Origin of the sequence: Pelotomaculum sp. FP, from assembly GCF_004369245.1 — a bacterium.
GTDB lineage: Bacteria > Bacillota > Desulfotomaculia > Desulfotomaculales > Pelotomaculaceae > Pelotomaculum_C > Pelotomaculum_C schinkii.
Genome location: NZ_QFGB01000039.1, coordinates 18,718 through 40,132 on the forward strand (window position 1 = coordinate 18,718; position 21,415 = coordinate 40,132).

23 protein-coding genes are annotated in these 21,415 nt (G+C 45.3%); 7 read left to right on the forward strand and 16 right to left on the reverse strand.

The features are described from left to right. Nucleotides 1-8: 8 nt before the first annotated feature. From Psfp_RS14360 to Psfp_RS14370, 3 genes are all read right to left on the reverse strand, one after another. The gene (locus tag Psfp_RS14360) at nt 9-323 is read right to left on the reverse strand and encodes a metalloregulator ArsR/SmtB family transcription factor (RefSeq protein ID WP_134219229.1); all 315 of its coding nucleotides are present in this window, start codon (nt 321-323) and stop codon (nt 9-11) included. A gap of 154 nt (nt 324-477) precedes the next feature. Next, on the reverse strand, nt 478-1,485 hold the full coding sequence (locus tag Psfp_RS14365) for a fibronectin type III domain-containing protein (protein WP_134219230.1): 1,008 nt from the start codon (nt 1,483-1,485) through the stop codon (nt 478-480). Nucleotides 1,486-1,623: 138 nt separating this feature from the next. Then, nucleotides 1,624-1,944 (reverse strand): hypothetical protein, encoded by a 321-nt coding sequence (locus Psfp_RS14370; protein ID WP_134219231.1) that lies wholly within the window; start codon nt 1,942-1,944, stop codon nt 1,624-1,626. A gap of 342 nt (nt 1,945-2,286) precedes the next feature. Here Psfp_RS14370 and Psfp_RS14375 point away from each other — a divergent pair, with 342 nt between their 5' ends. After that, nucleotides 2,287-2,517 carry a hypothetical protein gene (locus Psfp_RS14375; RefSeq protein WP_134219232.1) on the forward strand — a complete coding sequence of 77 codons (231 nt, stop codon included), beginning with the start codon at nt 2,287-2,289 and terminating at the stop codon, nt 2,515-2,517. A 128-nt stretch (nt 2,518-2,645) separates the two neighbouring features. On the opposite strand, the gene Psfp_RS14380 is transcribed toward Psfp_RS14375, so the two are convergent. The 3 genes from Psfp_RS14380 to Psfp_RS14390 all read right to left on the reverse strand — a co-directional run bounded on the left by Psfp_RS14380 (nt 2,646) and on the right by Psfp_RS14390 (nt 5,541). After that, the gene (locus Psfp_RS14380) at nt 2,646-3,428 is read right to left on the reverse strand and encodes a CsxC family protein (protein WP_134219233.1); all 783 of its coding nucleotides are present in this window, start codon (nt 3,426-3,428) and stop codon (nt 2,646-2,648) included. A gap of 433 nt (nt 3,429-3,861) precedes the next feature. Further along, on the reverse strand, nt 3,862-5,271 hold the full coding sequence (locus Psfp_RS14385; RefSeq protein WP_243120666.1) for an FMN-binding glutamate synthase family protein: 1,410 nt from the start codon (nt 5,269-5,271) through the stop codon (nt 3,862-3,864). A gap of 12 nt (nt 5,272-5,283) precedes the next feature. Beyond that, nucleotides 5,284-5,541, reverse strand: coding sequence for a hypothetical protein (locus Psfp_RS14390; RefSeq protein ID WP_205079582.1), 258 nt, complete (start codon nt 5,539-5,541; stop codon nt 5,284-5,286). Nucleotides 5,542-6,262: 721 nt separating this feature from the next. Between Psfp_RS14390 and Psfp_RS14395 the strand changes: the two genes are divergently transcribed. After that, a complete protein-coding gene (locus Psfp_RS14395) occupies nt 6,263-6,853 on the forward strand; it encodes a hypothetical protein (protein ID WP_134219234.1) in 591 nt (196 codons plus the stop codon). 61 nt (nt 6,854-6,914) lie between these two features. Here the strand turns inward: Psfp_RS14395 and Psfp_RS14400 are convergent, their stop codons facing one another. The 7 genes from Psfp_RS14400 to Psfp_RS14430 form a co-directional block, all read right to left on the reverse strand. Further along, nucleotides 6,915-8,024 (reverse strand): endospore germination permease, encoded by a 1,110-nt coding sequence (locus Psfp_RS14400; RefSeq protein ID WP_134219235.1) that lies wholly within the window; start codon nt 8,022-8,024, stop codon nt 6,915-6,917. Between the two features lie 19 nt (nt 8,025-8,043). Continuing rightward, nucleotides 8,044-8,268, reverse strand: a complete 225-nt coding sequence (locus Psfp_RS14405) for a hypothetical protein (protein WP_134219236.1) — start codon at nt 8,266-8,268, stop codon at nt 8,044-8,046. 181 nt (nt 8,269-8,449) lie between these two features. Further along, nucleotides 8,450-9,646: a Ger(x)C family spore germination protein gene (locus Psfp_RS14410; protein ID WP_134219237.1), complete on the reverse strand. Its 1,197-nt coding sequence runs from the start codon at nt 9,644-9,646 to the stop codon at nt 8,450-8,452. Then, nucleotides 9,643-10,749 carry an endospore germination permease gene (locus tag Psfp_RS14415; RefSeq protein ID WP_243120667.1) on the reverse strand — a complete coding sequence of 369 codons (1,107 nt, stop codon included), beginning with the start codon at nt 10,747-10,749 and terminating at the stop codon, nt 9,643-9,645. The genes Psfp_RS14410 and Psfp_RS14415 overlap by 4 nt, the downstream gene beginning before the upstream one ends. Next, nucleotides 10,724-12,391 (reverse strand): spore germination protein, encoded by a 1,668-nt coding sequence (locus tag Psfp_RS14420; protein WP_134219238.1) that lies wholly within the window; start codon nt 12,389-12,391, stop codon nt 10,724-10,726. Before Psfp_RS14420 ends, Psfp_RS14415 begins: the two co-directional genes overlap by 26 nt. A 102-nt stretch (nt 12,392-12,493) precedes the next feature. Continuing rightward, a complete protein-coding gene (locus Psfp_RS14425) occupies nt 12,494-13,816 on the reverse strand; it encodes a TrkH family potassium uptake protein (RefSeq protein WP_205079583.1) in 1,323 nt (440 codons plus the stop codon). A gap of 25 nt (nt 13,817-13,841) precedes the next feature. Continuing rightward, nucleotides 13,842-14,492, reverse strand: coding sequence for a TrkA family potassium uptake protein (locus tag Psfp_RS14430; protein ID WP_134219240.1), 651 nt, complete (start codon nt 14,490-14,492; stop codon nt 13,842-13,844). 170 nt (nt 14,493-14,662) lie between these two features. Here Psfp_RS14430 and Psfp_RS14435 point away from each other — a divergent pair, with 170 nt between their 5' ends. The 3 genes from Psfp_RS14435 (at nt 14,663) to ybaK (ending at nt 16,783) form a co-directional block, all read left to right on the forward strand. Beyond that, nucleotides 14,663-15,781, forward strand: coding sequence for a radical SAM protein (locus tag Psfp_RS14435; RefSeq protein WP_134219241.1), 1,119 nt, complete (start codon nt 14,663-14,665; stop codon nt 15,779-15,781). A gap of 50 nt (nt 15,782-15,831) precedes the next feature. Beyond that, a complete protein-coding gene (locus Psfp_RS14440; protein WP_134219242.1) occupies nt 15,832-16,122 on the forward strand; it encodes a putative quinol monooxygenase in 291 nt (96 codons plus the stop codon). 172 nt (nt 16,123-16,294) lie between these two features. After that, nucleotides 16,295-16,783 carry a Cys-tRNA(Pro) deacylase gene (gene ybaK, locus Psfp_RS14445; protein WP_134219243.1) on the forward strand — a complete coding sequence of 163 codons (489 nt, stop codon included), beginning with the start codon at nt 16,295-16,297 and terminating at the stop codon, nt 16,781-16,783. Here the strand turns inward: ybaK and Psfp_RS14450 are convergent. From Psfp_RS14450 to Psfp_RS14460, 3 genes are all read right to left on the reverse strand, one after another. Next, nucleotides 16,780-17,343, reverse strand: a complete 564-nt coding sequence (locus Psfp_RS14450; RefSeq protein WP_134219244.1) for a DUF2284 domain-containing protein — start codon at nt 17,341-17,343, stop codon at nt 16,780-16,782. The genes ybaK and Psfp_RS14450 overlap by 4 nt on opposite strands. Before the next feature lie 713 nt (nt 17,344-18,056). Then, complete coding sequence (locus Psfp_RS14455) at nt 18,057-18,821, reverse strand: MerR family transcriptional regulator (RefSeq protein ID WP_134219245.1); 765 nt, start codon at nt 18,819-18,821, stop codon at nt 18,057-18,059. A 178-nt stretch (nt 18,822-18,999) separates the two neighbouring features. After that, on the reverse strand, nt 19,000-19,431 hold the full coding sequence (locus Psfp_RS14460; RefSeq protein ID WP_134219246.1) for a thioesterase family protein: 432 nt from the start codon (nt 19,429-19,431) through the stop codon (nt 19,000-19,002). Between the two features lie 302 nt (nt 19,432-19,733). Here Psfp_RS14460 and Psfp_RS14465 point away from each other — a divergent pair, with 302 nt between their 5' ends. Together Psfp_RS14465 and Psfp_RS14470 are read left to right on the forward strand one after the other, a co-directional pair. Then, the gene (locus Psfp_RS14465; protein WP_134219247.1) at nt 19,734-20,369 is read left to right on the forward strand and encodes a flavodoxin family protein; all 636 of its coding nucleotides are present in this window, start codon (nt 19,734-19,736) and stop codon (nt 20,367-20,369) included. A 395-nt stretch (nt 20,370-20,764) separates the two neighbouring features. After that, nucleotides 20,765-21,289 (forward strand): hypothetical protein, encoded by a 525-nt coding sequence (locus Psfp_RS14470; RefSeq protein WP_134219248.1) that lies wholly within the window; start codon nt 20,765-20,767, stop codon nt 21,287-21,289. The last annotated feature ends 126 nt before the right edge of the window (nt 21,290-21,415 follow it).

A 21,415-nucleotide genomic window follows, 5' to 3' on the forward strand; every position in this document is an offset into this window, starting at 1 on the left:
TAAAAAAATTACTCCAGCATGAGATCCTGATAAAGCTGTTGGACAAACTGCTGCAATGTCTTGCTATTAATGGAGTAAAATTTCCACCTGCCTTGCGGCTCCTCTGTAACCAACCCGGCTTCGGTCAGTTCTTTCATGTGGTAGGAAACCCTGGACTGGATCATGCCCAGCTCGGCCATCAGCTCACAGTTGCACAAACCCGGCCGGGACCCTTCACTGCCGGGCAGGGCACAGCAGCCAGACTCACTACGGGCCAAGATCTTCATGATGTTATAACGGATGGGGTCGCCCAACGCTCTGGCAATTATTTCCGGATTGATCATGACTATATTATATCAAATTATTTTGATGAATACAAGCAGTTCCTTTCCCGGAACTCAAAAAGCAAACAAAACCCTTGGTCTCACCTTCTAGTGGGAACAAGGGCGTCAGACTTTTATTCGAAGGGTAGGTACAATAGCCCTGCTATGAATACTTTTATTGTCTCTGCGGATTTTTACTTCTGTCGTACCTTTTATTGTCTAGCCAGTGCCAATAGTTAGAGCGGTACATATCGTAAGGTGTTTTTTGGGGTTCCGTATCCCACCTCAGGTTCCTTCGGCTGCTTTCCGCCTCTGCAGCGGTCACTTGCACCGGCGCCTCCGGGAAGGTTGCTGTAAAAGTTGTTACACTCCCTTCGCCCCAGCCTGCCAAGTTGTGCGCCATTGCTTTGAATTCATAGGTGGCGTCCGGAATAAGCCCAGTGATGGTGAAGCTGAATGACTCAGGGCCGAATGAACCAGTCTCGATACCGGCATCGGTCCAGCTTTCGTTGCCCTGTTCCCTAATTCGAAACTTTCTTTGGTCGCAATGCTCCCAATTGGTATTATTTATGCGCCCATTCAAAGTAACAGCGTTCGGACTGACATTTGTGGCTGCATCTGTCTGAACAGTTGGCGCCACTACCACTGGAAGTGAATTTTCATCAACCCGGCTCAGCGATACAGTTAAACCCTTTTCTTCCCGTGTTTTTGTATATTCATCTGCAGCCTTTTCAATACCTGATTCCACGTTCCTGCTTTCATCTGTCTCACCTTCTGTTACGGGATCATCAGCGTGACGTTCCGCCAACACACCGACTGTTTTATCATCAAGAATTTCTTCTTCCGGCGCCCATTCTTCATCTGGACGTTCCCTTAAATTAACCGGATTATCAACTCCATAAGGCAGTATGTATGCCTTGCCGGCCCTTACTTTAAACCCAATCAGCCCATGATAATCCGGTATCTTTGGTATACTGATAAAGTACATACCTTCCCTATCGGTGAAAGTGGATCCCAGCGATCTTTCAGTTCCCCCGATATGGCAGGAGCATATGATCACTACCGCACCTTCCACAGCAGCAGTATCGGTATCCTTCACTACACCATAGAAATTCAATAAACTATCCATTTTCTGACCCTCAAAAAACTCTCCGGGGTCCGGCCTTATCAAACTATTCTCCATACATATCCGCTCCCCCAAATTTGATTTGCTGCAACCCCACCTTTACTGAAAATTGTAAAGATCCGTCAAAACTCAACCGGCGGAGCCGCCATTTCACAGGAAGCTCCGCTCAGGTCGAATCAAATCCAGACCCGGCATTTAGATGCTGGATGAATGTTCGTTGGCGCTGGCCCTGATAATTATTGCAGTGGAATCTCCAGGTATTTTCGCCTTATCAATATGCAGCAAGTAATGGCCGTCTCTGCTGCTGAAAGTTTGGCAAAGCGGCTCTTCTTTGCCATCGTTTACACGGACATATACCATTACCAGTGCTCCCGGAAGAGGTTTCTTTCCTTCGCTTTCCATTACAAAGCCCTGTAAAACCAGAGCGTCCACCTTTGTCAACACAATGTTGCCCTCAAAATGCTCCTGATTTTGCGATGGTTTTTCAAATTCGATAGCGCCCGACACCCAAGCCATTGAAATACCTCCTTAAAATTGGTAACTGTTAACAGAAATACATTTGTTAGCTAGCTCTGTCATTAAAATATTCAGAAGGTATTAAAGTCGTTACGCACGAATGGCGGTTTGTTAAAAACATATCTAATTTTTTTCTAAATATTTCACCATTTAAATTACATATTTTACATTAAATAACAATTCACACCTACTAAAAATGTCGATTCATTATAATGTCAATAATAGCAGTATTATCATAATATGATACAGGCGAGCAAGAAAATGGTAATACCTGCAGAAGTTCCAATTCCTCCTCTTATTTCTAGCCCGTCTCAAATTCTATATTTAAGGAGGAGAAAAATAATGCGAGATAAGAACCTACAAGCAGAAAGGGTAATATTACTCGACAGTCAAAAAGATCTGGATAAAATTTCCAATATAAATCTAGATCTTCATCTTTTGGAGAGCCAAACGTTGAAAACCATTCCGGAACTAAAGCCGGGAACCAGATCACCAATTAAGACGTACCCAACAGCATCTGTCAAAGTAAACTCTATTATAGCAAAAGCGAAAGTAAAGCATGCAAGAAGATAGTATTAAAATAGAGTCCTTGATGCTACCCAGCGGCAGTATCAAGGACTCTTGAGGTTTGCATTTGGCTTTTGTAAAGGACGAGTATTTACGACATCATTACAAACATTTGATTTACGAAGGATCCTTTCTTAACATGTGCAAACCGTACTGGGAGGTATACAAACCTGCTGGTTTTGCAGTACTTTGAATACTAGTCTGATAACGCTTTTTTCGTCAAATTCAGTAAAGGTTCTTTCTTCAAAAGGACCACCTGTAATAGGCACACGGTTGATGAACTCATCGAACTCAGTAATGGTGCTGCTGATTAATTCACAGAATGGAAGCTCGTTAAAGAATTCAGAACTCTCCTGGTTGAACTCAGACAGGTCGCCGGCCAGCAAGCTATCCTTTTCTGGAAAATCTGTAGTTGGAAGAGGGGTAGTTGCGAGATATTCAAACTCAGTGTTAAAACTGGGCAGGGCATCAACTGGTGGACTAATAAATTCTTCAATTTCTGTTACACATCTGAAGGGCGCATCAAGAACGCAATGGCGAATTACTCCGCAAACGCTATTCGTGCTTACACATTGTTCAGTTGTTGCATACTCGATATTCTTACGGACGAATCCTTCCAGGAATAACTTGTTGGTGTTCTGGATAAGCCTGCACTGTGTGATTTTTAAACGTTTTTTAATTCGCTTGATCTCAAGTGCAGGTGTAGGAAGGGTAATTGTGGAAAAGAGATCGATCTGTACATCCAAATTCGCAAGGACAACCGGTATTTTCCCTATTACAAAATTGGTTGTGTTTACTACCGTTGGGGTTACCGGGTCGCTGTCACACAAAGGTACGGTTTCGGATGCAACGGTAGCACACGCTTGCAGCGGTTTCGGACACGCTAACGCTTCGACTTGGTCATTTTTGACTGCCATTTTTATTCCTCCATTTTTTTAATTTAGATGGCAGGTAAACTATAAAGCATTGATACGTAGAACCAGGTATTACCAAAGCTTTGATTTACTTACCAGCCCTAGCTCATATTAAATAATATTCAATATGGATTTACACTGCTACTATTTAATGTTAAAATATCCAAATTAATAAATTAGTAACTTAATTTAACACCACCGGACAACTCTGAGTTACTTAACCGATAAATAAGATTGGCAATAAAAAGAAAAACGCCCTTTAAAGAGCGCCGTTGATTTCAGATGTTGATTTCAGATATAGATCGATAAATCCACTGTATAGGTATACTGACCACAGGACATAATTCCTGATATAATTTTGTGTCGCGGCAAAATAGTTCTCAGGATGGCATTTTGCACATGGTTTTAACTTAACCCCATGCTTACTTTTTCCTTGCTAGTGGGTAACAACTGGTACTGACTCTTTGTTCATTATGCCTATACGTTCAAAGCCGTTGAAAAACATCTCCTGGTTTTCCGGCGAAACGTAACCCAGGTCAATGTTCAGTGCTTTTGACAGGAACGGGTCGAGAGCAACAAGGTCGTTACGGTCAATGTCGCTCAAAGAAACCTTGCCTGTGGTAACGGCCACCATTTCCATTTCACGTACGCAGGCATTCAGGAAATAAAAAACGTTCTGTACGGCTTTGTCGATATCGAGGAGGCCTGTCCTTTTACCCGTGTACACCACCATGTCTGTAGGCGGCTCAAAGGGCAGCGTTTTGGTAGACTGGTCAGACAGCATCGCCATTACCGCCGCGGTCCCGATGTAAACAGCGTCGGCGCCCAGGGCCATTGCCTTAAGCATGTAGCCGGGAGTGACCAGGCCGCCCGTGGCGATCAGGCTCACCTCCCGGTTGGCGCCCTTTTTAGTTAGGAACTGAGCCGCACGGCTGACAGCGAACATGGTGGGCAGTCCCACGTCATCCTCAAGAATCGGGGCGCCCCCGTGCGTTCCTCCCTCTGCTCCGTCCACCGTGATGAAGTCACATTCGGCCTCCAAGGCGATCTCTATTTCCTTTTCCAGGTAATGTGTCGCCGCTATTTTCAATCCCACGGGAACACCGGCCTCATTTTTCAGTTCCCTGACCAGATTGATAAAGCCCTCTTTGGTATGAACACCCTCCAAACGGGAATGGATGACCGCGTCCTGGCCTCCCGTTAGTTCGAAAACCTCCCGGTAATCCTCCCCAATATTTTTAGCTGCCGTCCGCTGGTTAGTTGAGCCCTGGGCTCCCTGCCCGAGCTGGATTTCGATGGCGTCAAGCCTTTTGTACTTTTCCGGAGTGTTGAGCCATCCCCCACGGTTGTACTGCCCGATCAATAACTGGGCGGCTTCTCTTTCTTCTTCGAGAAGGCCGGCTTCACCGGTATTGGTGGCAGTGCCGGCCAGAGTTGCGGCGCGAGCCAGGGCTATTTTGGCGCTCTTACTCAACGCTCCGCCAAACGACATGCCGGCAAACATAATGGGAATTGTAAGTCTGAGCGGTTTCCTGGCCTTCGGGCCGATCTGGACGGAGGTATTGATGCCAAAGTTTTCAGGCGTCGGGAACCTGAACAAATGGACAGGGTTGAACATAAGCTTTTCCCAGGCTGAAAACCGGATATGGCTGCCAAGCGGGCGGGACACAGGTATACCCTGCTTTGCCCTCATCATTATTTCCGCAAGATAGATGGGGTTGACCTTCTTTGCCGCCGGCACCATTTCGAAAATGTTCTCGATATATTGGTCTCTGGCCATAGTCCGCACAGCGTCGTCAGCTACCTCATTGATGACCCCTCTAAAAAGCCTGGCTAGTATGCCCAAGGTTTGCACCCCCTATTTCTTACCTATTGAATGCTCAATTTCATCTATTTTCTGGGCCATGGAAATACAAATCTGCTTGATCTCACCCAGTTGCCTGGCGCTGCTCTGCTCCGCCACGGCAATGCTGGAAAGTTTCTCGTCCTCATACTTGGTTAAATCAGTGTAATGCTGGCGTTCAATCTGCGAAAGGGTCCCGGCCACGGTCTGAATCCGGTTCAAATCTGAGTGAAAGGACGCAAGTGTTTCAGCAAGGTTTGGCAGGTTTGCCAAATTAAAGACCTCCTTTTTAGCATTTGTTACATTATCCTCTCCATTACCCAGGAACTCATACAATAAAATTAAGGATTTGTGGCGCAAAATAACAACACAACCGGCTACAGACGTCGCCGGTTGTGTTACTTATTTTTTTAGGCAGTTTAAAGTCTTGCACGGGACTCAGTTCGGCACCCTCCTTTGCAGTGGGCAACCTCTCTAAGCATCCATTGTCTTCTCAGCAACTTACACACCACCCTTCGTAGAAATTTTGTTTAGACCAGTCCATAAATTTGCAAGGCTGCTCTTGAAGGCTTCCAAGCCGCTTGGCTATATTCTACGAAATTAAGATTACGAAAATATATCGAAAGTATGACACAATTATTACGAAAACTTTGTAAAAATTTCCTGGTTGCAACTGCCAGGTACCATTATTTAAAAACAGATAAATATCAGAAAATTTATAAATTTATCTATCGACCAATGTCGAATGCTGGTAATTTTTAATATTATTATTTAGTAAGAGCAGGATAAAAAAAGCCCCCTTACATAAGGGGTAAAAGGTAATTATGGATAACCAAACCGCCTGTATATATTATGAATCATTCCCATAATATGTTAATCGCTGGACAACAAAAGGCATAAAAATAAATATACTAATTTATTCCAAATTTGTAGCAACTCCTGCATCCCTGACATATGCTACAAAAAAAGCTAGAAAATATTGGGAGGCTGTTTTATGAGCGAAGAACTTAATCTCTTACTGCAACAACCAACTGAAACCGTCTGTATCGAAGTGCCCAAGGTCTATGATTTTTGTTTTGAGGCTGACCGGCGTGAAAACATCTGCACACCATTAGGTACCTGTATGCCGTCAGAAGGCGCAACGGTCAACTGCATTATCACCTCCGCCACCTGTACCGAGGTAAGCCGGACCACTCCGGATGCCACGGGGAGGGCCAACGTGACTTTTGCCATTGTGGTTACCTACACTCTTGAGGTACTTTGTCCTAACGGAGAGGTCGATTGCAGGTTTGAGGATCTGATGTTCACCTTTACCAAAACAATAGTCCTCTGTGCGCCGGAAGGAACCTTTACCAACTGTGAAATCGTTAACTCCGCATGCTTCTGCCTGATTCTCGGCGAACAAATCTGCTGCACCTTCGACCTCTGTATCGTCGTCCAGTCTTTGGCTATAGTAAAACTACTCGTACCGAGCTTTGGTTTCTGCACTCCGGCGGTGTGCGAACAGGTTTCACCCCAACCCCCGTTTGTCTGCCCTCCAACCTTATTCCCACCACAGTGCACGCCCGTAACGGGAAGAAGGTAAGATATTTGGAAGGGTGGTTGAGCCACCCTTCCTTTTTTTCCAGCGTTAAGGTGTAAATACATTATAAATCAGTTCCCTTGTTCTTGCTCCCCAATCCCCGGGCCATCGCTAGCACCAGCAGCAAAAGAGGGATCCCCGCCTCAAAGGTCAGTGCGTAAAAAGGCCAGACATCCGATACAAATGCAGCAGTTACGGTAACATCCTGGTACATGTGCAGGGATCCTGCCACCACGACCGCCCCTACCGGCAGCACCAGCGGGCGGTAATCTTCAAGCCCCAGGCACTGAGCGGCGCCCAGAACTGCAGCGTATCGCAAAATACATACTTTAATAATACCTCCGGCTATCCAAATAACGACTGGAATTGCTTCCAACCGCTCCAGGAAATTGGCGATGGAGATAAGTCTAACCGCGCTATATATAGGGTAAAAAAATGAAGCGGTCAGGTCGGGTCCGAAAATGGCCAAAGGATACACCACATTTAAAGTCATTATAAAACCGTTCACCAGCGTAGCCAGGAATGCCACCCGCAACGCCCCACCCGGTTTGTTCAAATAGGGGATGATCACGGCCAGGACGATTACTTCGCCCAGCCAAGCAATTTGGGCGGCGGAGCCCTTCACGATAGCAGTAAGCCCGTCATCAACAACCGGGAGCAGTCTCGTCAACTCCATGTCCTTAAAGGCAAGCAAAGTAATGAACGTGATTGAGAACAAGAAAAACGGCAGGAACAGCCCGTTGAACCGGCTGAATACTTCCAGTCCGTTGCGGGTGATATAGGCTATCATGACCGCCGCTACTACATCGTTAACAACCATGGGTGTACCGGGTAACACTGAAGAAAGCATAAAGTTTCCGAATTCCGAAAATACAAGGATCTCAATGTGAATAAGCCACAAAACAAAAAGGAACGCGATTATTTTGCCGGCTACTTTACCTAATACCAGTTCCGGAATTTCAAAAATGGTTTTCCCCGGAAAACGCAAAATTAGACTCACAATCATCCAGGCTATGAGCAGCGCCGCCAGTGTCGCGAAAATTACGGAAAGCCAGGCGTCCTGCCTGGCCGCATTGACCGCAACAGCCGGAGCATAAACACCAGCTGTTGCGACAACAAGGGTAATCATCAGCCAAATAGCCTGCCGGCTGTTGATTTTGCCGGATTCAAGCATGACATTTCTCCTATTTTAATTATTTCAGCCACTCCGAAAGGGGCTTATATAACGCTTCAATTGCATCGTTCGGGTTGGGCGCCTCTAAACCCAGCACCTGGGGCAGTGCCAGAGCGAAGCCCAAAAGCAGGAAGAAAGAAAAGGCCGCCAGTTCCCGCCACGCCTTCTTTTTGACCAGACCCGGCACTTCCAGCGCAATGATTAAAAGAAACACCAAAACCAATAATACGACATAACCGAGCATATCTCGTCCCTCCATTTAAGCCCAGCGATACGTTAAATCTTTCCAGTTCCCAACGCCTCTAAACCCAGTACCAGGGGAAAGGCCAGGGTGAAATCCAAAAGCGGAAAGAACGAAAAAACCGCCGGTTACCGCCACTCCTTCTTTCTAACCACCCCGGCACCAACGCAATGATTGAGGCCGGCTATTTCCTTACAGAAGCTGGCTTACTCAACAGGCCGGTACGCCGCAGGTGAGCCTCCACAGAGATGTTGACCTGTGCCTTGGCAAAAGCATCGTTCCATTGGTACTTTAATTCTTTCCAATCCTGCTTGTACTTACGGTGGAACGCCTCACCGAAATTGAAGATATCCACCCCGTATTCCCCCTGGGCTTTGGCCAAAGTGGCCGTACATCTTCTAATCACTTCCTCGGCCGCCGCCGCTTCGATTTCCTCAGCCTTGTCCGGTGTGGTCAAGTTCTCCCTGGACTGCTGCTCTAAGAGCTCCCCTTCAAAGTCCATGATAATATCAAAACTGATGTTTTCCCCGTCGTACTCCGGCTCAACCCTGGTCCTGGCCCGGGCAACATTTATCGAGATCAGTTTGTCCGGCTGGCCGGGTGAGGGAACAGTAATAATGCCCTTATTTATTTCACCCCGCAGCCACAAAAGACCCCTGGTTTCAGAAGTGTCCAGCCACCCCACCAGGTATTCATCTTTGAAAACCCCCGTGCCGGTAATAACCACCTCTTCGTGCTGCTTCTTGTCTTCCATACCTGACCCCTGAGGCTCTCCCAATTTTTGCAGTTCCACCTCTGGTAAGGCGGGGTTGGTTCCCCGTGAAGCCAGCGCCATGGCGAAGTCCTTAAACATCACCGCAAGGCCGGCTTTGTTCCTTTCAACAAAACCAATTGACTGGGCCGAGGTTTTTTCCAGCTCCGAGTGGCTCTCCAGGAGCTCTTTGGCCTCTCCCCTGGTTACCAGCACCCAGGTGTTTTCCCGGGGCATAGGATCGCGCATAAAGAAATCGGCATAATTACCCACCCCCGATTGAGCCGCTTCTGCCCCAAACACCAGGATGATGTTATGCGCCCAGTAAATGCGGCGGGATATTTTCAGGGCCAGATTCCGTTCGGCTTCGAAGATAGTGTCGCCCGTCTCGGATACCACCCAGGTAATGTTCTGCCTTTCTGCCGCCCCGACGCCGCCAGTTTCAGCTCCGCCGGCAAAGGCGGCAGGCCTGGCCAACTGCAGGGTGAGCCGGATCCTGTTGTCCGGGGTGCGGTCCACCCCGGCTCCCATGACAATGGCCAGTTCGGACATCTCCCGGCGGCTCCAGCAGCCGCTTAAGCACACCAGGGTCAGCAGGATCAATAACAGGGAAACGGCCTTTCTGGTCATCCAAGCTTCTCCCCCTTCCCCCTGGCCAGGGCTGCAATCAGCAGCAAAAGCGGTATGGCTGCTTCGAAAGTGAGGGCAAAGAAAGGAAATACCTGAGCCACAAAGTGCTGCAAGTGAATCGTGCTAGGATGATCCAAGATGGACAGGGCCATCAGTACCCCCCCTACAGGAAGCACCAGCGGGCGATAGTCTTTTAGCTCCAGCACCTGGGATATGCCCAGCACAGCTGCCCAGTAAAATATGGAGATCTTCACAAAACCAGCGGTAACCCAGGCTGTCATTGCCAATGCCTCCAACCGCCCCAGGAAATTGGCGACGTTTACAATCCGGTACTTGTTTAGACCTGGAAATACCATTGCGTCGATGAGGTCCGGTCCAAAAATGGCTATTGCATTAGACACAACCAGCATAAAAACAACGCCACTGACCAGAACGGCCGTCACCGCCGCATGGTGGGACTCCCGCGGCTTGTTGAGGTAGGGGATTACCAAACCGATTGCAACAATCTCGCCGAACCAGGCTAAAGGGACTATCGCTCCCTTAAAAATACTTATAGCCTCAGCATCTGCAACCGGAAGCAGTCTGTGGATATCTGTTTCCCTACTTGCCAAAATAGAGGTAATCACTATTAACCCCATGATTAAGGGGAAAAAAATTTCATTGGCACGGGAAAAGACTTCCAGACCGTTTCTGACTGTATAGGCGGCAATGCCCACAGCCACAAGATTAAAAACTATAAGAGGGGTTGACGGCCTAAAAGCAGTTACTAGAAATTCTCCGTATTCCCTGATGACCCCCGCATTAATATGCAGGAACCACATGATATATAAAAAGCCCACCAGCTTGCCCGGCCAGCTGCCCAGGATTTCAGCCGGATATTCAAATATGGTCCGGTCCGGGAAACGCAGGCCCAGGGTCGTCACCAGACGCGCGATTAAAAGCCCGGCCGCGGTGGCCAGACCAATTGAAATCCATGCGTCCTGCCGGGCGTGTTTGACGGTGATGGCCGGAACAGAGAGAATAACCGTGGCAAAGATCGTGGTGATCATCAAAAATACGGCCTGTCTACTGCTGATTTTACTTTCTTCCAGTATTCCCCTCACCGCCTTTCTTCCCGGTCCGGGTTTCCGGTGGGACGGGTTCTTGGCCCGATTCCTGCCTCTTTAAGTTTTTCCACCCGATTAACCTGGGACGGGTGAACATAGCCCACCAGGGCGCCCGTACGATCAGGTCTTTCATATCCCCAAGACTCACCGGGGCTATTGGTGACAGGTAAGGTGTCCCGAAGGAACGCAGGGCACACAGGTGCACCACAATGACGATCAAGACGGAAATCAGTCCATACAGCCCCAGTGTGGCCGACAGGACTATCATCGGGAAACGCAGCAACCGGATGGCAAAACTTGCCGAATAAAAATATACAAAGGAAGAAATTCCGGTAAAGGCTACCACAATCACTGTGGCCGGAGCCACCAGACCGGCCCGCACGGCGGCCTCCCCGACAATCAAGGCGCCTACAATACTGACCGCCTGGCCCACCTGCCGGGGCAGCCTGATCCCGGCTTCCCTTAATATTTCAAAGGTGAGCTCCATTAGCAGTGTTTCCACGAAAGCCGGAAAAGGAACCGCCTCCCGCTGGGCGGCCAGGCTCAACAGGAGCGCGGTGGGCAGCATCTCCTGGTGAAAAGTGATAATGGCAATATAAAAGGATGGCATTACCAGGGACAGGAACATCGACAGAAAACGGATTATTCTTACAACCGTCCCGATTTGGAACCGCTCGTAGTAATCCTCCGCTGAATGCATAAATTCAACAAACACTGTAGGAACGGAAAGGACTATAGGTGTCCCGTCCACCATAATGCCCACCCGGCCCTCCAGGAGCCGCGCCGCCAACCTGTCCGGTTTCTCGGTATGGTTGATTTGAGGAAAGGGGCTCCAGGTGTTGTCCTGGATCAGCTCCTCGACATACCCGCTTTCCAGGATGGAATCAAGATCAATCCCCTGCAGCCGGCTCTTCACCTCTTCCACCAGTTTATCGTTAGCGATCCCTTTTACGTAGACCACAGCCACATCGGTCTTCGTTACCCTGCCCAACTGCATCATTTCGAGTTTAAGGTCGGAGTTTTTGATTTTGCGGCGGAGCAGTGCCGTATTGGTTCGTAAAGTTTCCACAAAGGATTCCCGGGGTCCCCGCACGACCATCTCGTTTTCCGACTCAGAAACTTGACGGGCTTCCCAACCCCGCATCCCGTTAATAATAGCAAACGGGTGTCCTTCCACCAGGAGTACGGTATCACCGGACAGGACGGCCTCAATCACGTCTTCCAGTCTGTCCGTTTCTTTAACCTGGTGGACGCAAAGACCCCGCTCCTTGATCAAATGGTAGGCGCTGGCTTTCGTGATGTCGGCGTCCGGCGCTGCCATGGGCACCTCCAGGGACAGGGCGCGCATGATCTGCTCGCTGACCTGGTGTTTGTCGGGCAGTCCGTCGGTGTAAATCAGAACCAGCCGGATATCTTCCCGCTGGGCAAAGAGAAATTGCCGGTAAACGATATCGCTGCAGTTTTGGAAAATCCCCTTTATCCTCGCCAAATTGCTTGCCAGGTCTGCACTAAGAAAAGAAGAAGCTTTATCCGGATCCGTGTTGTCTTTAGGTTTGTCTACCGGAGCTTCACTAGCGCCACCTGTATTTTTTTTTGCGGCCAGCAGCTTAGCCCTAACCGGCCTAATCAATTTCCGCATCTTTTTCCCCTCTTAAAAAACGAAATGACCATGGTTATTATTAACAACCATGGTCATTTCATACATCACAGGATTTTTTCAACCTGCTTGCCCCGACAATTTTTAACCTATCATTATTTTACCTTCCGGATAACGTACTTGCGCTTGCTGTTGACGGAAAACCAACGCGTAACCTATGGTGATAGGTCCCAAACGTCCCAGGAACATGGTAATAATAATTATTATCCGGCCAAATTCGTTTAATTCACTGGTTAAACCAAGGGATAAACCCACAGTGCCTAAAGCGGAAACGACCTCAAATAATATTCTAACAAGGTCGGATTGATTTGTTAAAGAAATTAAAAAGGTCATGAGAAAGACTACAAATATTGATAGTAATGTAATTGCCAGCGCCCTGGAAACCTCATGGGATTCAATTCTACGCTTAAATATTTCAGTATCTCTCTTGCCCCGCAATATGCTGTAAATAGCAACCCACAACAATGTAAAAGTCGCTGTTTTTATACCGCCTGCCGTAGAACCAGGTGAACCACCAATAAGCATAAGGAACATGATCAATAATTGTGTGGGTAATAGCAGCGTGGTAAGGTCTATTGTATTAAACCCGGCAGTTCTTGGTGTTACAGCCTGAAAATAGGAGGCTAATAATTTATGCGATGGTGTTAATCCATGCAATGCATGGTTATACTCTGACGCAAGTATCAATACTGTTCCCAAAACAATCAAAGCGCCTGTAGTTATAAGGACAACCCTTGAATGCAACGATAACTTTCTTGTTTTCTTATACGCGTATATTTCATATATGACTACAAAGCCTAATCCTCCTAAAATAAATAGGCTTGAGATAACCATATTGGCTACACCGTCCACAGTAAGTTCAGTAAGACTTTTAAAGTTACCAAACAAATCGAAACCTGCGTTATTAAAAGCAGAAATAGCATGAAAAATTCCAAACCATATGGCTTTCGTAATACCCATAATGGGTATCCAATGCAAAGCCAATATTACAGCGCCTATTATTTCAAATGAAAATGAGAAAATTAATAGATATTTAAAAATATTTACGATTCCTTGCACAGTGAAGTTGCCTAAAGCTTGTTGCATTATTATCCTTTGTCTGAATAATATTTTCTTACCCAATAACAAGGCAAATAAAGTTGAGAAAGACATTATTCCCAAACCGCCTATTTGTATCAGAAGCATTATTACAATCTGCCCAAAAACCGACCAGTTCGTTGCGGTGTCTACCACAACTAAGCCGGTAACGCATACTGCTGAGGTAGCGGTAAACAAAGCTGTCAACCAATCCCTGGGCATTCCTTCGTTTGATGCCCAAGGCGTAGACAGTAGTATGCTTCCCAATAGAATTACAGCCATAAAACCCAGCGCCAATAATTGGGATGGTTTCAACGCCGAAATTTTCATTTTTGTCAAGCACCTCAAAAAATTATTATTCCATATCATAAAGTTTCTTTAAATCAGCGTTTTTACCTACCGCTACCAGCACGTCCCCCCTATCTATAACTTGAGCCGCACGAGGAGCGACGATAATTTGCTCACCTCTTTTAATTGCTAAAATGGTAATCCCCATCATTTTTCTCACACCTAACTGATCGAGGGTTTTCCCGATATAAATTTCCGGAGCTCTGAACTCCATGATACTGTAATGCGGTGAAAGTTCGATGTGGTCCATAATGTTTTGAGAAACAAGCATATGGGCCAGCCTTTTCCCCATGTCCCGCTCAGGGAAAATTACGCCTGCCCCCATTTTCTCTAAAACCTTGCCGTGCAAATTATTTCTGGCTTTTGCCACAATCTTTTTAACGCCTAATTCCTGTAATATAATTACAGCCAATATATTAGCCTGAATATTCTCTCCTATAGAAACCACGACCACATCAAAATTTCGGATGCCCAGAGACTTTAGAGCCTGCTCGTCCATCGCGTCAGCCTGTACCGCATGGGTACACGTATTAACCACGCTATTAACCTTTTCGCTATCATTATCGATGGCTAAAACATCGTAGCCCAGGAGGGTCAGTTCTTCTATTAGACTAATACCGAAGCGGCCCAGACCAATTACTGCAATTTGTTTTTTCATATTATAACCTCATTTGCATATATTTTGACTTTCACTATATTAGTTTATAGCTTCTATTATGATACTTGTCAATAAAAATAAAACTGGCAGAAAAACGATGGTATAATAAATAGTAGTGTGATGGAAGAACTGGTATACAGTAAAACATCTATATCAAGAAGGGATGTTTGATGATGACGCTAACCTTTGAACAGGGACCAATCAGACCGCCCAGTGAGGCCAACAGTCTTTTAATCAGGCTGACCAGGAACTGCCCGTGGAACAGGTGCGCTTTCTGCAACGCCTACAAGGGCACAACTTTTTCGGTGCGAACAATTGAAGATCTTAAGAGGGATATTGATACTATAGCAGAGATGAGCCGTTTAATTGGTCAGGTATCCCGCGCTGGTGAAATGCCTTCTGAACTGTACCAGGCAAATGAATACCAGGTCTACCATATTGCCGACTGGCTCGCCCACGGCGGTAAAACGGTTTTTTTACAGGACGGAAATTCAATACTGATGAAAACTGCCGACCTTATTAAAATCCTTGAATATTTAAAAAAGAAGCTGCCCTCTGTGGAGCGCATTACCAGTTACGCCCGCTCCAGTTCTCTGATCAGGAAGAGTGTTGATGAACTGGCCCAACTGAAGGAGGCCGGGATTTCCCGTCTCCATGTGGGTCTGGAATCGGGCTGTGATGAAGTGCTGAGATTCATGGACAAGGGAGTTACTGCCGAACAGCACATTGATGCCGGCAAACGGGTCAAAGAAGCGGGAATTTCCCTCTCGGAGTATGTTTTGTTGGGTCTGGGCGGGCGAAAATGGGCACAGGAACATCCGTTTGAAACGGCTAGAGTGCTAAATGCCATCAATCCCGACTATATCCGCCTGCGCACCCTGGCCATCGTCGAAAACACGCCCCTCTACACTAAATTGCAGCAGGGTGAATGGGAAGAACAACCCGACGAGGAAACTGTAAAAGAAGAAAAGATTTTAATCGAGAACCTGGACGGCGTTAAGAGCAGGCTTCTTTCCGACCATTCCATGAACTTGCTGGGAGAAATCAACGGCAGGCTGCCGGAAGATAAACCTGCCATGCTTAAGGTCATTGACCGTTTTCTGGCCCTTCCGCAGACAGGAAAAGAAAACTTCATCCTGGGCAAAAGGTGGGGCTTGTATAACAGACTCAATGACTTGCAGGACCCGGAACGGCACGAGCGGGTTGAAAACACCCTAAACAAGCTAAAAAGCCAGGGCCTGCTTGAAGCAACCATAGCCAACCTGAAGTACCAAATGGTCAGGGTATAAGTCATGCAAAAGGGTATAATAAACGAAAACTTTTTGGAAAGGAATAAATTATGATTACATTAATTGCAAAACTTAAAGCGCAACCAGGTAAAGAAGCTCTGCTGGCCGATGAATGTGTGAAACTGGCAAAAAATGTCCGGGAACATGAGCAGGGGTGTTTAATGTATATACCCCACGTTTCCACAGAAAACCCCGCAGAAATAGTCTTTTTCGAAAAATATATCGACCAGGAAGCGTTTCACGCCCACGGCCAAACCCCATATTTTAAGGCGTATAAAGAAAAATGCGGTGAGCTGGCAGAAGGAAATTCTAAAATACAATTTATTAAGGAATTGATTTGAGTTTTTTGACACCTGGTTGTCCAGTCTCAACGTTCCACATGTCAGTTACCCGGTCCTGAAAAAAATCCGGGTCGCGGGACACTAAAACAACAGTCCCTTAAATTCTTTTAGCGCTTTTCAACGCATATTTAGTTAAGCAAATAGAAATTTAAGAAAGGTCGCTTCCAGCATAATGGCCAAGGACAAAACTCCCGTTACTCCAGCTATCCGTTTTCTAAAAAAGGAAAAGGTAGCCTTCACAGGCCACCTGTACGATTACGAGGAACATGGTGGAACAGCGGCTTCCGCACGTGAGCTGGGTGTAGATGAACACAGCGTCATTAAAACCCTTGTTATGGAAGATGAAAACAAGAAACCTTTGATTGTCTTAATGCATGGGGACCTTCAGGTATCGACCAAGAACCTGGCCCGGCGCCTTGGAGTTAAGTCCATTACCCCTTGTACCCCGGAAACAGCAACAAAGCATACCGGGTATCTGGTCGGCGGGACTTCCCCCTTCGGCACTTTAAAGAGAATGCCGGTTTACCTGGAGGAAACCATCCTTGACCTTCCCCAAATCCATATTAACGGCGGAAAACGGGGCTTTCTTGTGATCATCGACTCCAAGGAACTGGTGCGGGTTTTAAACCCCGTATTGGTAAAGGTTGGTATCAATCACTAGTCGATTAATAACAAACCATAATAGTTTCCGTCGCTTTCAAAGTCCTTTAAGACCGTGATAGGCCAACCATTTGTTCTCACTGTTTCAAACACATCAATACCACACGCTTCCATTGACGGCCTTGCATTTTTGGGCTGTGCGCATTTCTCCGGATTGCAGGTTTTACATATCATGCAGGGTCCGGCCCCGAACCCTGTCACTTTATAATATCCGGCTAAAAAAATCTCTCTCTCCAGTTTTAAAACCACTTCTGAAGGATCATTCCAATTTGCTTTGCAATGCACCAGCAGAGCACGCTTATAGCAGTCAATCATTTCTTGGGTTTCTTTATGTGTCGGCGTATTGGGAGGACAACAGTGCCTTCTTCTGGGGCCATATTTACAACCGAAGCTGCATTTCATTCTGACCCACGCCGCGGTTTTGATGGTGCCCGGATCAATAATTTTCGCATCAACAGCGCCAATTTGTTTAGCTAAATTAATGAAGCCCGATAAATCGCTGCCATAATATATTCGCCCCCATACCATTATCTTGAGTGTATCATACATTAAATTGGGCAAGCCGTAAATACTGCGGCTATTAAAAACACGAGCATGGTAATGGAGTTTATTATTAACAGTGATGAAGAAGAAGGAACATGTAGGGAATTACCAAAAGGATTTTTATTAGCAATGTATAATAAATAAGCAAAAACAGTGAGGGTGTGATATTGCTATGTTTTGGTGGATTGCGGCCGCTGTAGTATGGGTAATATCTGCTGCTTGAATTTTTTATATCATGGCGGACGTGATCCGCGGTAAAGCCCCGGTCTTAAGCTCTAAATTATGGCCCGGTTATATATTTCATGGTGTTACTGCTATTTTAGTAATCGTTTTTATCTTTAAGGCTTTAACTTAATCATTGAAAATAAAATTCAGGCTGCAGGAGGCGCTGAACTTGTTGAGAATAGCTGGTTACCTACTCCTATTGTTAGGTATTGTTTGAATTGTCACGATCATGGGAGGAGTATTCTCTCACACTTATTCCAGTATCAACCAACTATGGGGTGCGTTTGCTTTTCACCTGATTGCCATGATTGCAGGGTTAATGTGCATTGCTAAAAGCATGAACCGTCAGCAAAAAGCTTGAGGTAGAGATCGCATTTTTATGAGGTTGGAGCAGTGAGTCAGAGAGGGATCTCTGACTCACTTCATTGGCTGTCGCAAATATCAGCGCTCAAAATAATTTCCTGATAAATTGTTCATTGACGGAAAAACCCCTTTTGTACCAACCCTTATTTCTTAAAACCAGTATATACATGGATGGCGTCTCTCAGAAATTCCGCCGTACCCGGTTGCTTTTCGTCGTAGTACGCCTTAAACCGTTCGTCATCCATATACATTTGAGCAAGACCCGCGTGGGCTTCTTTACTGTACTCGCTCCAGAAATAAGTTAACCATTGCTTATGCAAATCCGCCGCTTTTTGAGCAATAGCGCCGGCAGGCTCGCCAGTTTTGAAAGCTTCGGCTAAAGTGGCGTTTACTTCATCTGCCAGTCTAGTTACCTCTTCATACTCTTCTTGTGTCATATTCTTCAGCTTTGCATTGGACTTGTTTACAGTATCAGCGCCGTATTTATTACGAATTTCTTTACCGTATTTTATCTCGTTATCATCAATCAGCTTTTGCTTGAAACCTTCGAACTTTTCTTTATCGGTCATGCTCATTCTCCCTTCGGTTAAGGCAATTGTTTTTTCCACATTAGCAATTAGTAAATCTAACTGCTTTCTTTTTTCGAGGAGTTGGGCGCGATGTTCCTTAAGTGCTCCAACTCCGTTGAAGGAAGGGGCGGTCACAATTTTTTTAATACTTTCCAGACTGATTCCCAGTTCTTTGTAAAACAGGATTTGTTGCAGCATGCTAACTTCCGCTTGACCATAGATCCGGTATCCCGACGAGTTCATTCTTGCCGGCTTAAGAATACCAATCTCATCATAATACCGGAGCGTTCTGGCGCTGATCCCTGCCAATCGGGCCAACTTCTGCACTGTGTATTCCATGTGGCTACCCTCCCGACAACATCACTATACACCTTTACGCAACGTCAAGGTCAATCATTTTTTCGCAGAAAAAATGACTCACAAGAGCTCATTCTGTCTAGAAAGTATTTTAGTCCTATACTACCCGAAAGCCCACAATCACTTGTGGGCTTGACATTCTAAGGTGCAAACTTATCCTTCAAGGAGCGCAACCTTCATACACTTCTATAGCATGGCGGAGAAAGTCAGGGATAGGTCTTGTCGCTTGGTTGGTAAAGTCATAGCTGACATAAACATTTTCCGCCTTTAGCAACGGTTTATCTTCTCCATCTCGCGTAATAAGAAACCTCATCACAAAACTGGTATTGCCCATTTCAACAGTTTTACACCATATATTCAACCAATCATTAACGACAGCCGGGGTGTCAAACTCCAAAGTGACCTTTTTGACGATATAAGCAAATTTACCACTTTTGGCCATTTCAACCCGTTCAAGTTTCAGTCCCTCGCTAAAATACTCGCTCACAGCAATATCAAGGTAATTAAGGAAATGTGCGTGAAATACGATTTGCGCAGAATCAACTTCAGAGAAACGGACCTTCAATCTATGCTTAAAACGATAACTTGGCATTATAACACCACCACTTGTTTTTATATGGTATACTATAAACCACCTTTCCTTGCGATAAAAGCAGTATGAGACAATTTTTTCTGATGAAGATAAAACTCTGCCCGGCAGGAGTCATGTAATGATGATGAAATCTTAATCTACTTTCATCCTCCCCTATGATCCTGCATTCCTGGAAGTTTGCCGTGAAATTGAAAAAATCTATTTATGTTTATTTATAAAGTTGACTATATATTTGCATACTGCTAATATAATTTTCATAAACATTTTTCAAGGTTTAATCAATTCCCCGGGAGGCGATATACATGAAAGTGGTTGCGTTTAACGGAAGTCCAAACAAAAACGGCAACACATATGCAGCAATAAAAATGGTCGCACAGGAACTGGAAAAAGAAAATATTGAAGTTGTAATCATTAATGTGGGCAACAAAGCAATAAGCGGATGTATCGCCTGTAACGAATGTATAAAGAACCAAAATGAAAGATGTGCAATAACCAGTGACCCTGTCAATGAATGGATTCAGGAAATGAAAAATGCAGACGGCATTATATTAGGCTCTCCGGTACATTATTCGGCCATAGCAGGGACAATGAAATCATTTTTAGACCGTGCCTTTTTCGTGGCTTCTGTAAATGGCGGGATGCTCAGACACAAGGTAGGCGCCAGTGTTGTAGCCGTCAGGCGCTCAGGGGGACTGCCCGCCTTTAACCAGCTCAATAATTTCATTAATTATTCTGAAATGCTGATGCCGACATCGAATTATTGGAATATAGTATATGGCACAGCACCAGGAGAAGCTGAACAGGACGAAGAAGGAAAACAAATCATGAGGGTGCTTGGAAAAAATATGGCATGGTTGATGAAACTTGTTGAGTTCGGCAAAGATAAAATCACAGCGCCACCAAGAGAAAAAAAGGTGTTTACAAATTTCATAAGATAAAATGTGCTTATTATAAGAAGAAGAAATCGAAAGCCCCGCAATCGCTTGCGGGGCTTGATTGTTTTTTAAACGACCAAAAAACAATCGGTTGCCGGCCGGATCGCATACCAGAAATCTTTTTCATACCCCCTCTTGAGGCGGGTATGTTTTTTTGGGTGTCTGCGGGATGGACTAAACGGCCTCCCTCATTCTCTTGATTTTCATTGGAACCTTTTTCTATTTTTATATTAATCTCCGATTTTTATGCAACACTAGCGACACACAAGCTAAAGTTTACTTAGATTTTGACGAATATTATAGTAGTATCAAGTAAGGGAGCAAATTTGGGGAAAACATTAGTGAAACGATATTCCAGTTAGAGTTGGACAACAAACCATAATTAATGGAGATTAACTATGAAAAAATTTATCATTTTTTTATTCATGGTTTTAGTCGTTTTTTTAGTTATGGCTTTTTCTATGTCTTGTGAAGCAATTGAAAAACCGCAGTATTATAATCAACCAGATTCTTTCTTAGTTTCATATATGTCCACATTCCCAGATACAGAAACTAAGATTATTAAAGCACTTAATATAATTGATATTATGTATCCTAATTGGCAAGATAATTATAAGTATGGAATTTTCGATTGTTCAGAAATGACTGAATTTGTTTGGTATTTTTTTAATAAATGTGGTATTGAATCAACTTATTGTCAAAGTAATACATTATGGCATTGTTGGTTAGAAGTTAAAGATAACAATAAAAATATAATTATTGAAACCACAACATTAAGTATAGTGTCTGAAGAAAATGCTGGATGGTATTATAGTGGACGCGATGTAAAATATAATCGCCATATGCGTATCGATGAAATTGATTGGTGGAATAGTAAGATATTTAATGGTAGCTTATTATCGAGTGATTTGCGATATAGATAGGGAGTGTACCGGCTTCCGTGTAAATGGAATAATCTCACAAGTAATTGTACACACTAATAATGCTTTTACTCATGCGCAGGATAGGGCAACGCGGGAGCGCGACCCGAGCGGGCTTGAGGTTTGGCG

What these genes read in the sequence shown, in the direction of transcription:
- Psfp_RS14360 (WP_134219229.1), bottom strand. Translation starts at nt 323, where the DNA reads ATGATCAATCCGGAAATAATTGCCAGAGCGTTGGGCGACCCCATCCGT.
- Psfp_RS14365 (WP_134219230.1), bottom strand. Translation starts at nt 1,485, where the DNA reads ATGGAGAATAGTTTGATAAGGCCGGACCCCGGAGAGTTTTTTGAGGGT.
- Psfp_RS14370 (WP_134219231.1), bottom strand. Translation starts at nt 1,944, where the DNA reads ATGGCTTGGGTGTCGGGCGCTATCGAATTTGAAAAACCATCGCAAAAT.
- Psfp_RS14375 (WP_134219232.1), top strand. Translation starts at nt 2,287, where the DNA reads ATGCGAGATAAGAACCTACAAGCAGAAAGGGTAATATTACTCGACAGT.
- Psfp_RS14380 (WP_134219233.1), bottom strand. Translation starts at nt 3,428, where the DNA reads ATGGCAGTCAAAAATGACCAAGTCGAAGCGTTAGCGTGTCCGAAACCG.
- Psfp_RS14395 (WP_134219234.1), top strand. Translation starts at nt 6,263, where the DNA reads ATGAGCGAAGAACTTAATCTCTTACTGCAACAACCAACTGAAACCGTC.
- Psfp_RS14400 (WP_134219235.1), bottom strand. Translation starts at nt 8,024, where the DNA reads ATGCTTGAATCCGGCAAAATCAACAGCCGGCAGGCTATTTGGCTGATG.
- Psfp_RS14405 (WP_134219236.1), bottom strand. Translation starts at nt 8,268, where the DNA reads ATGCTCGGTTATGTCGTATTATTGGTTTTGGTGTTTCTTTTAATCATT.
- Psfp_RS14410 (WP_134219237.1), bottom strand. Translation starts at nt 9,646, where the DNA reads ATGACCAGAAAGGCCGTTTCCCTGTTATTGATCCTGCTGACCCTGGTG.
- Psfp_RS14420 (WP_134219238.1), bottom strand. Translation starts at nt 12,391, where the DNA reads ATGCGGAAATTGATTAGGCCGGTTAGGGCTAAGCTGCTGGCCGCAAAA.
- Psfp_RS14425 (WP_205079583.1), bottom strand. Translation starts at nt 13,816, where the DNA reads ATGAAAATTTCGGCGTTGAAACCATCCCAATTATTGGCGCTGGGTTTT.
- Psfp_RS14430 (WP_134219240.1), bottom strand. Translation starts at nt 14,492, where the DNA reads ATGAAAAAACAAATTGCAGTAATTGGTCTGGGCCGCTTCGGTATTAGT.
- Psfp_RS14435 (WP_134219241.1), top strand. Translation starts at nt 14,663, where the DNA reads ATGATGACGCTAACCTTTGAACAGGGACCAATCAGACCGCCCAGTGAG.
- Psfp_RS14440 (WP_134219242.1), top strand. Translation starts at nt 15,832, where the DNA reads ATGATTACATTAATTGCAAAACTTAAAGCGCAACCAGGTAAAGAAGCT.
- ybaK (WP_134219243.1), top strand. Translation starts at nt 16,295, where the DNA reads ATGGCCAAGGACAAAACTCCCGTTACTCCAGCTATCCGTTTTCTAAAA.
- Psfp_RS14455 (WP_134219245.1), bottom strand. Translation starts at nt 18,821, where the DNA reads ATGGAATACACAGTGCAGAAGTTGGCCCGATTGGCAGGGATCAGCGCC.
- Psfp_RS14460 (WP_134219246.1), bottom strand. Translation starts at nt 19,431, where the DNA reads ATGCCAAGTTATCGTTTTAAGCATAGATTGAAGGTCCGTTTCTCTGAA.
- Psfp_RS14465 (WP_134219247.1), top strand. Translation starts at nt 19,734, where the DNA reads ATGAAAGTGGTTGCGTTTAACGGAAGTCCAAACAAAAACGGCAACACA.
- Psfp_RS14470 (WP_134219248.1), top strand. Translation starts at nt 20,765, where the DNA reads ATGAAAAAATTTATCATTTTTTTATTCATGGTTTTAGTCGTTTTTTTA.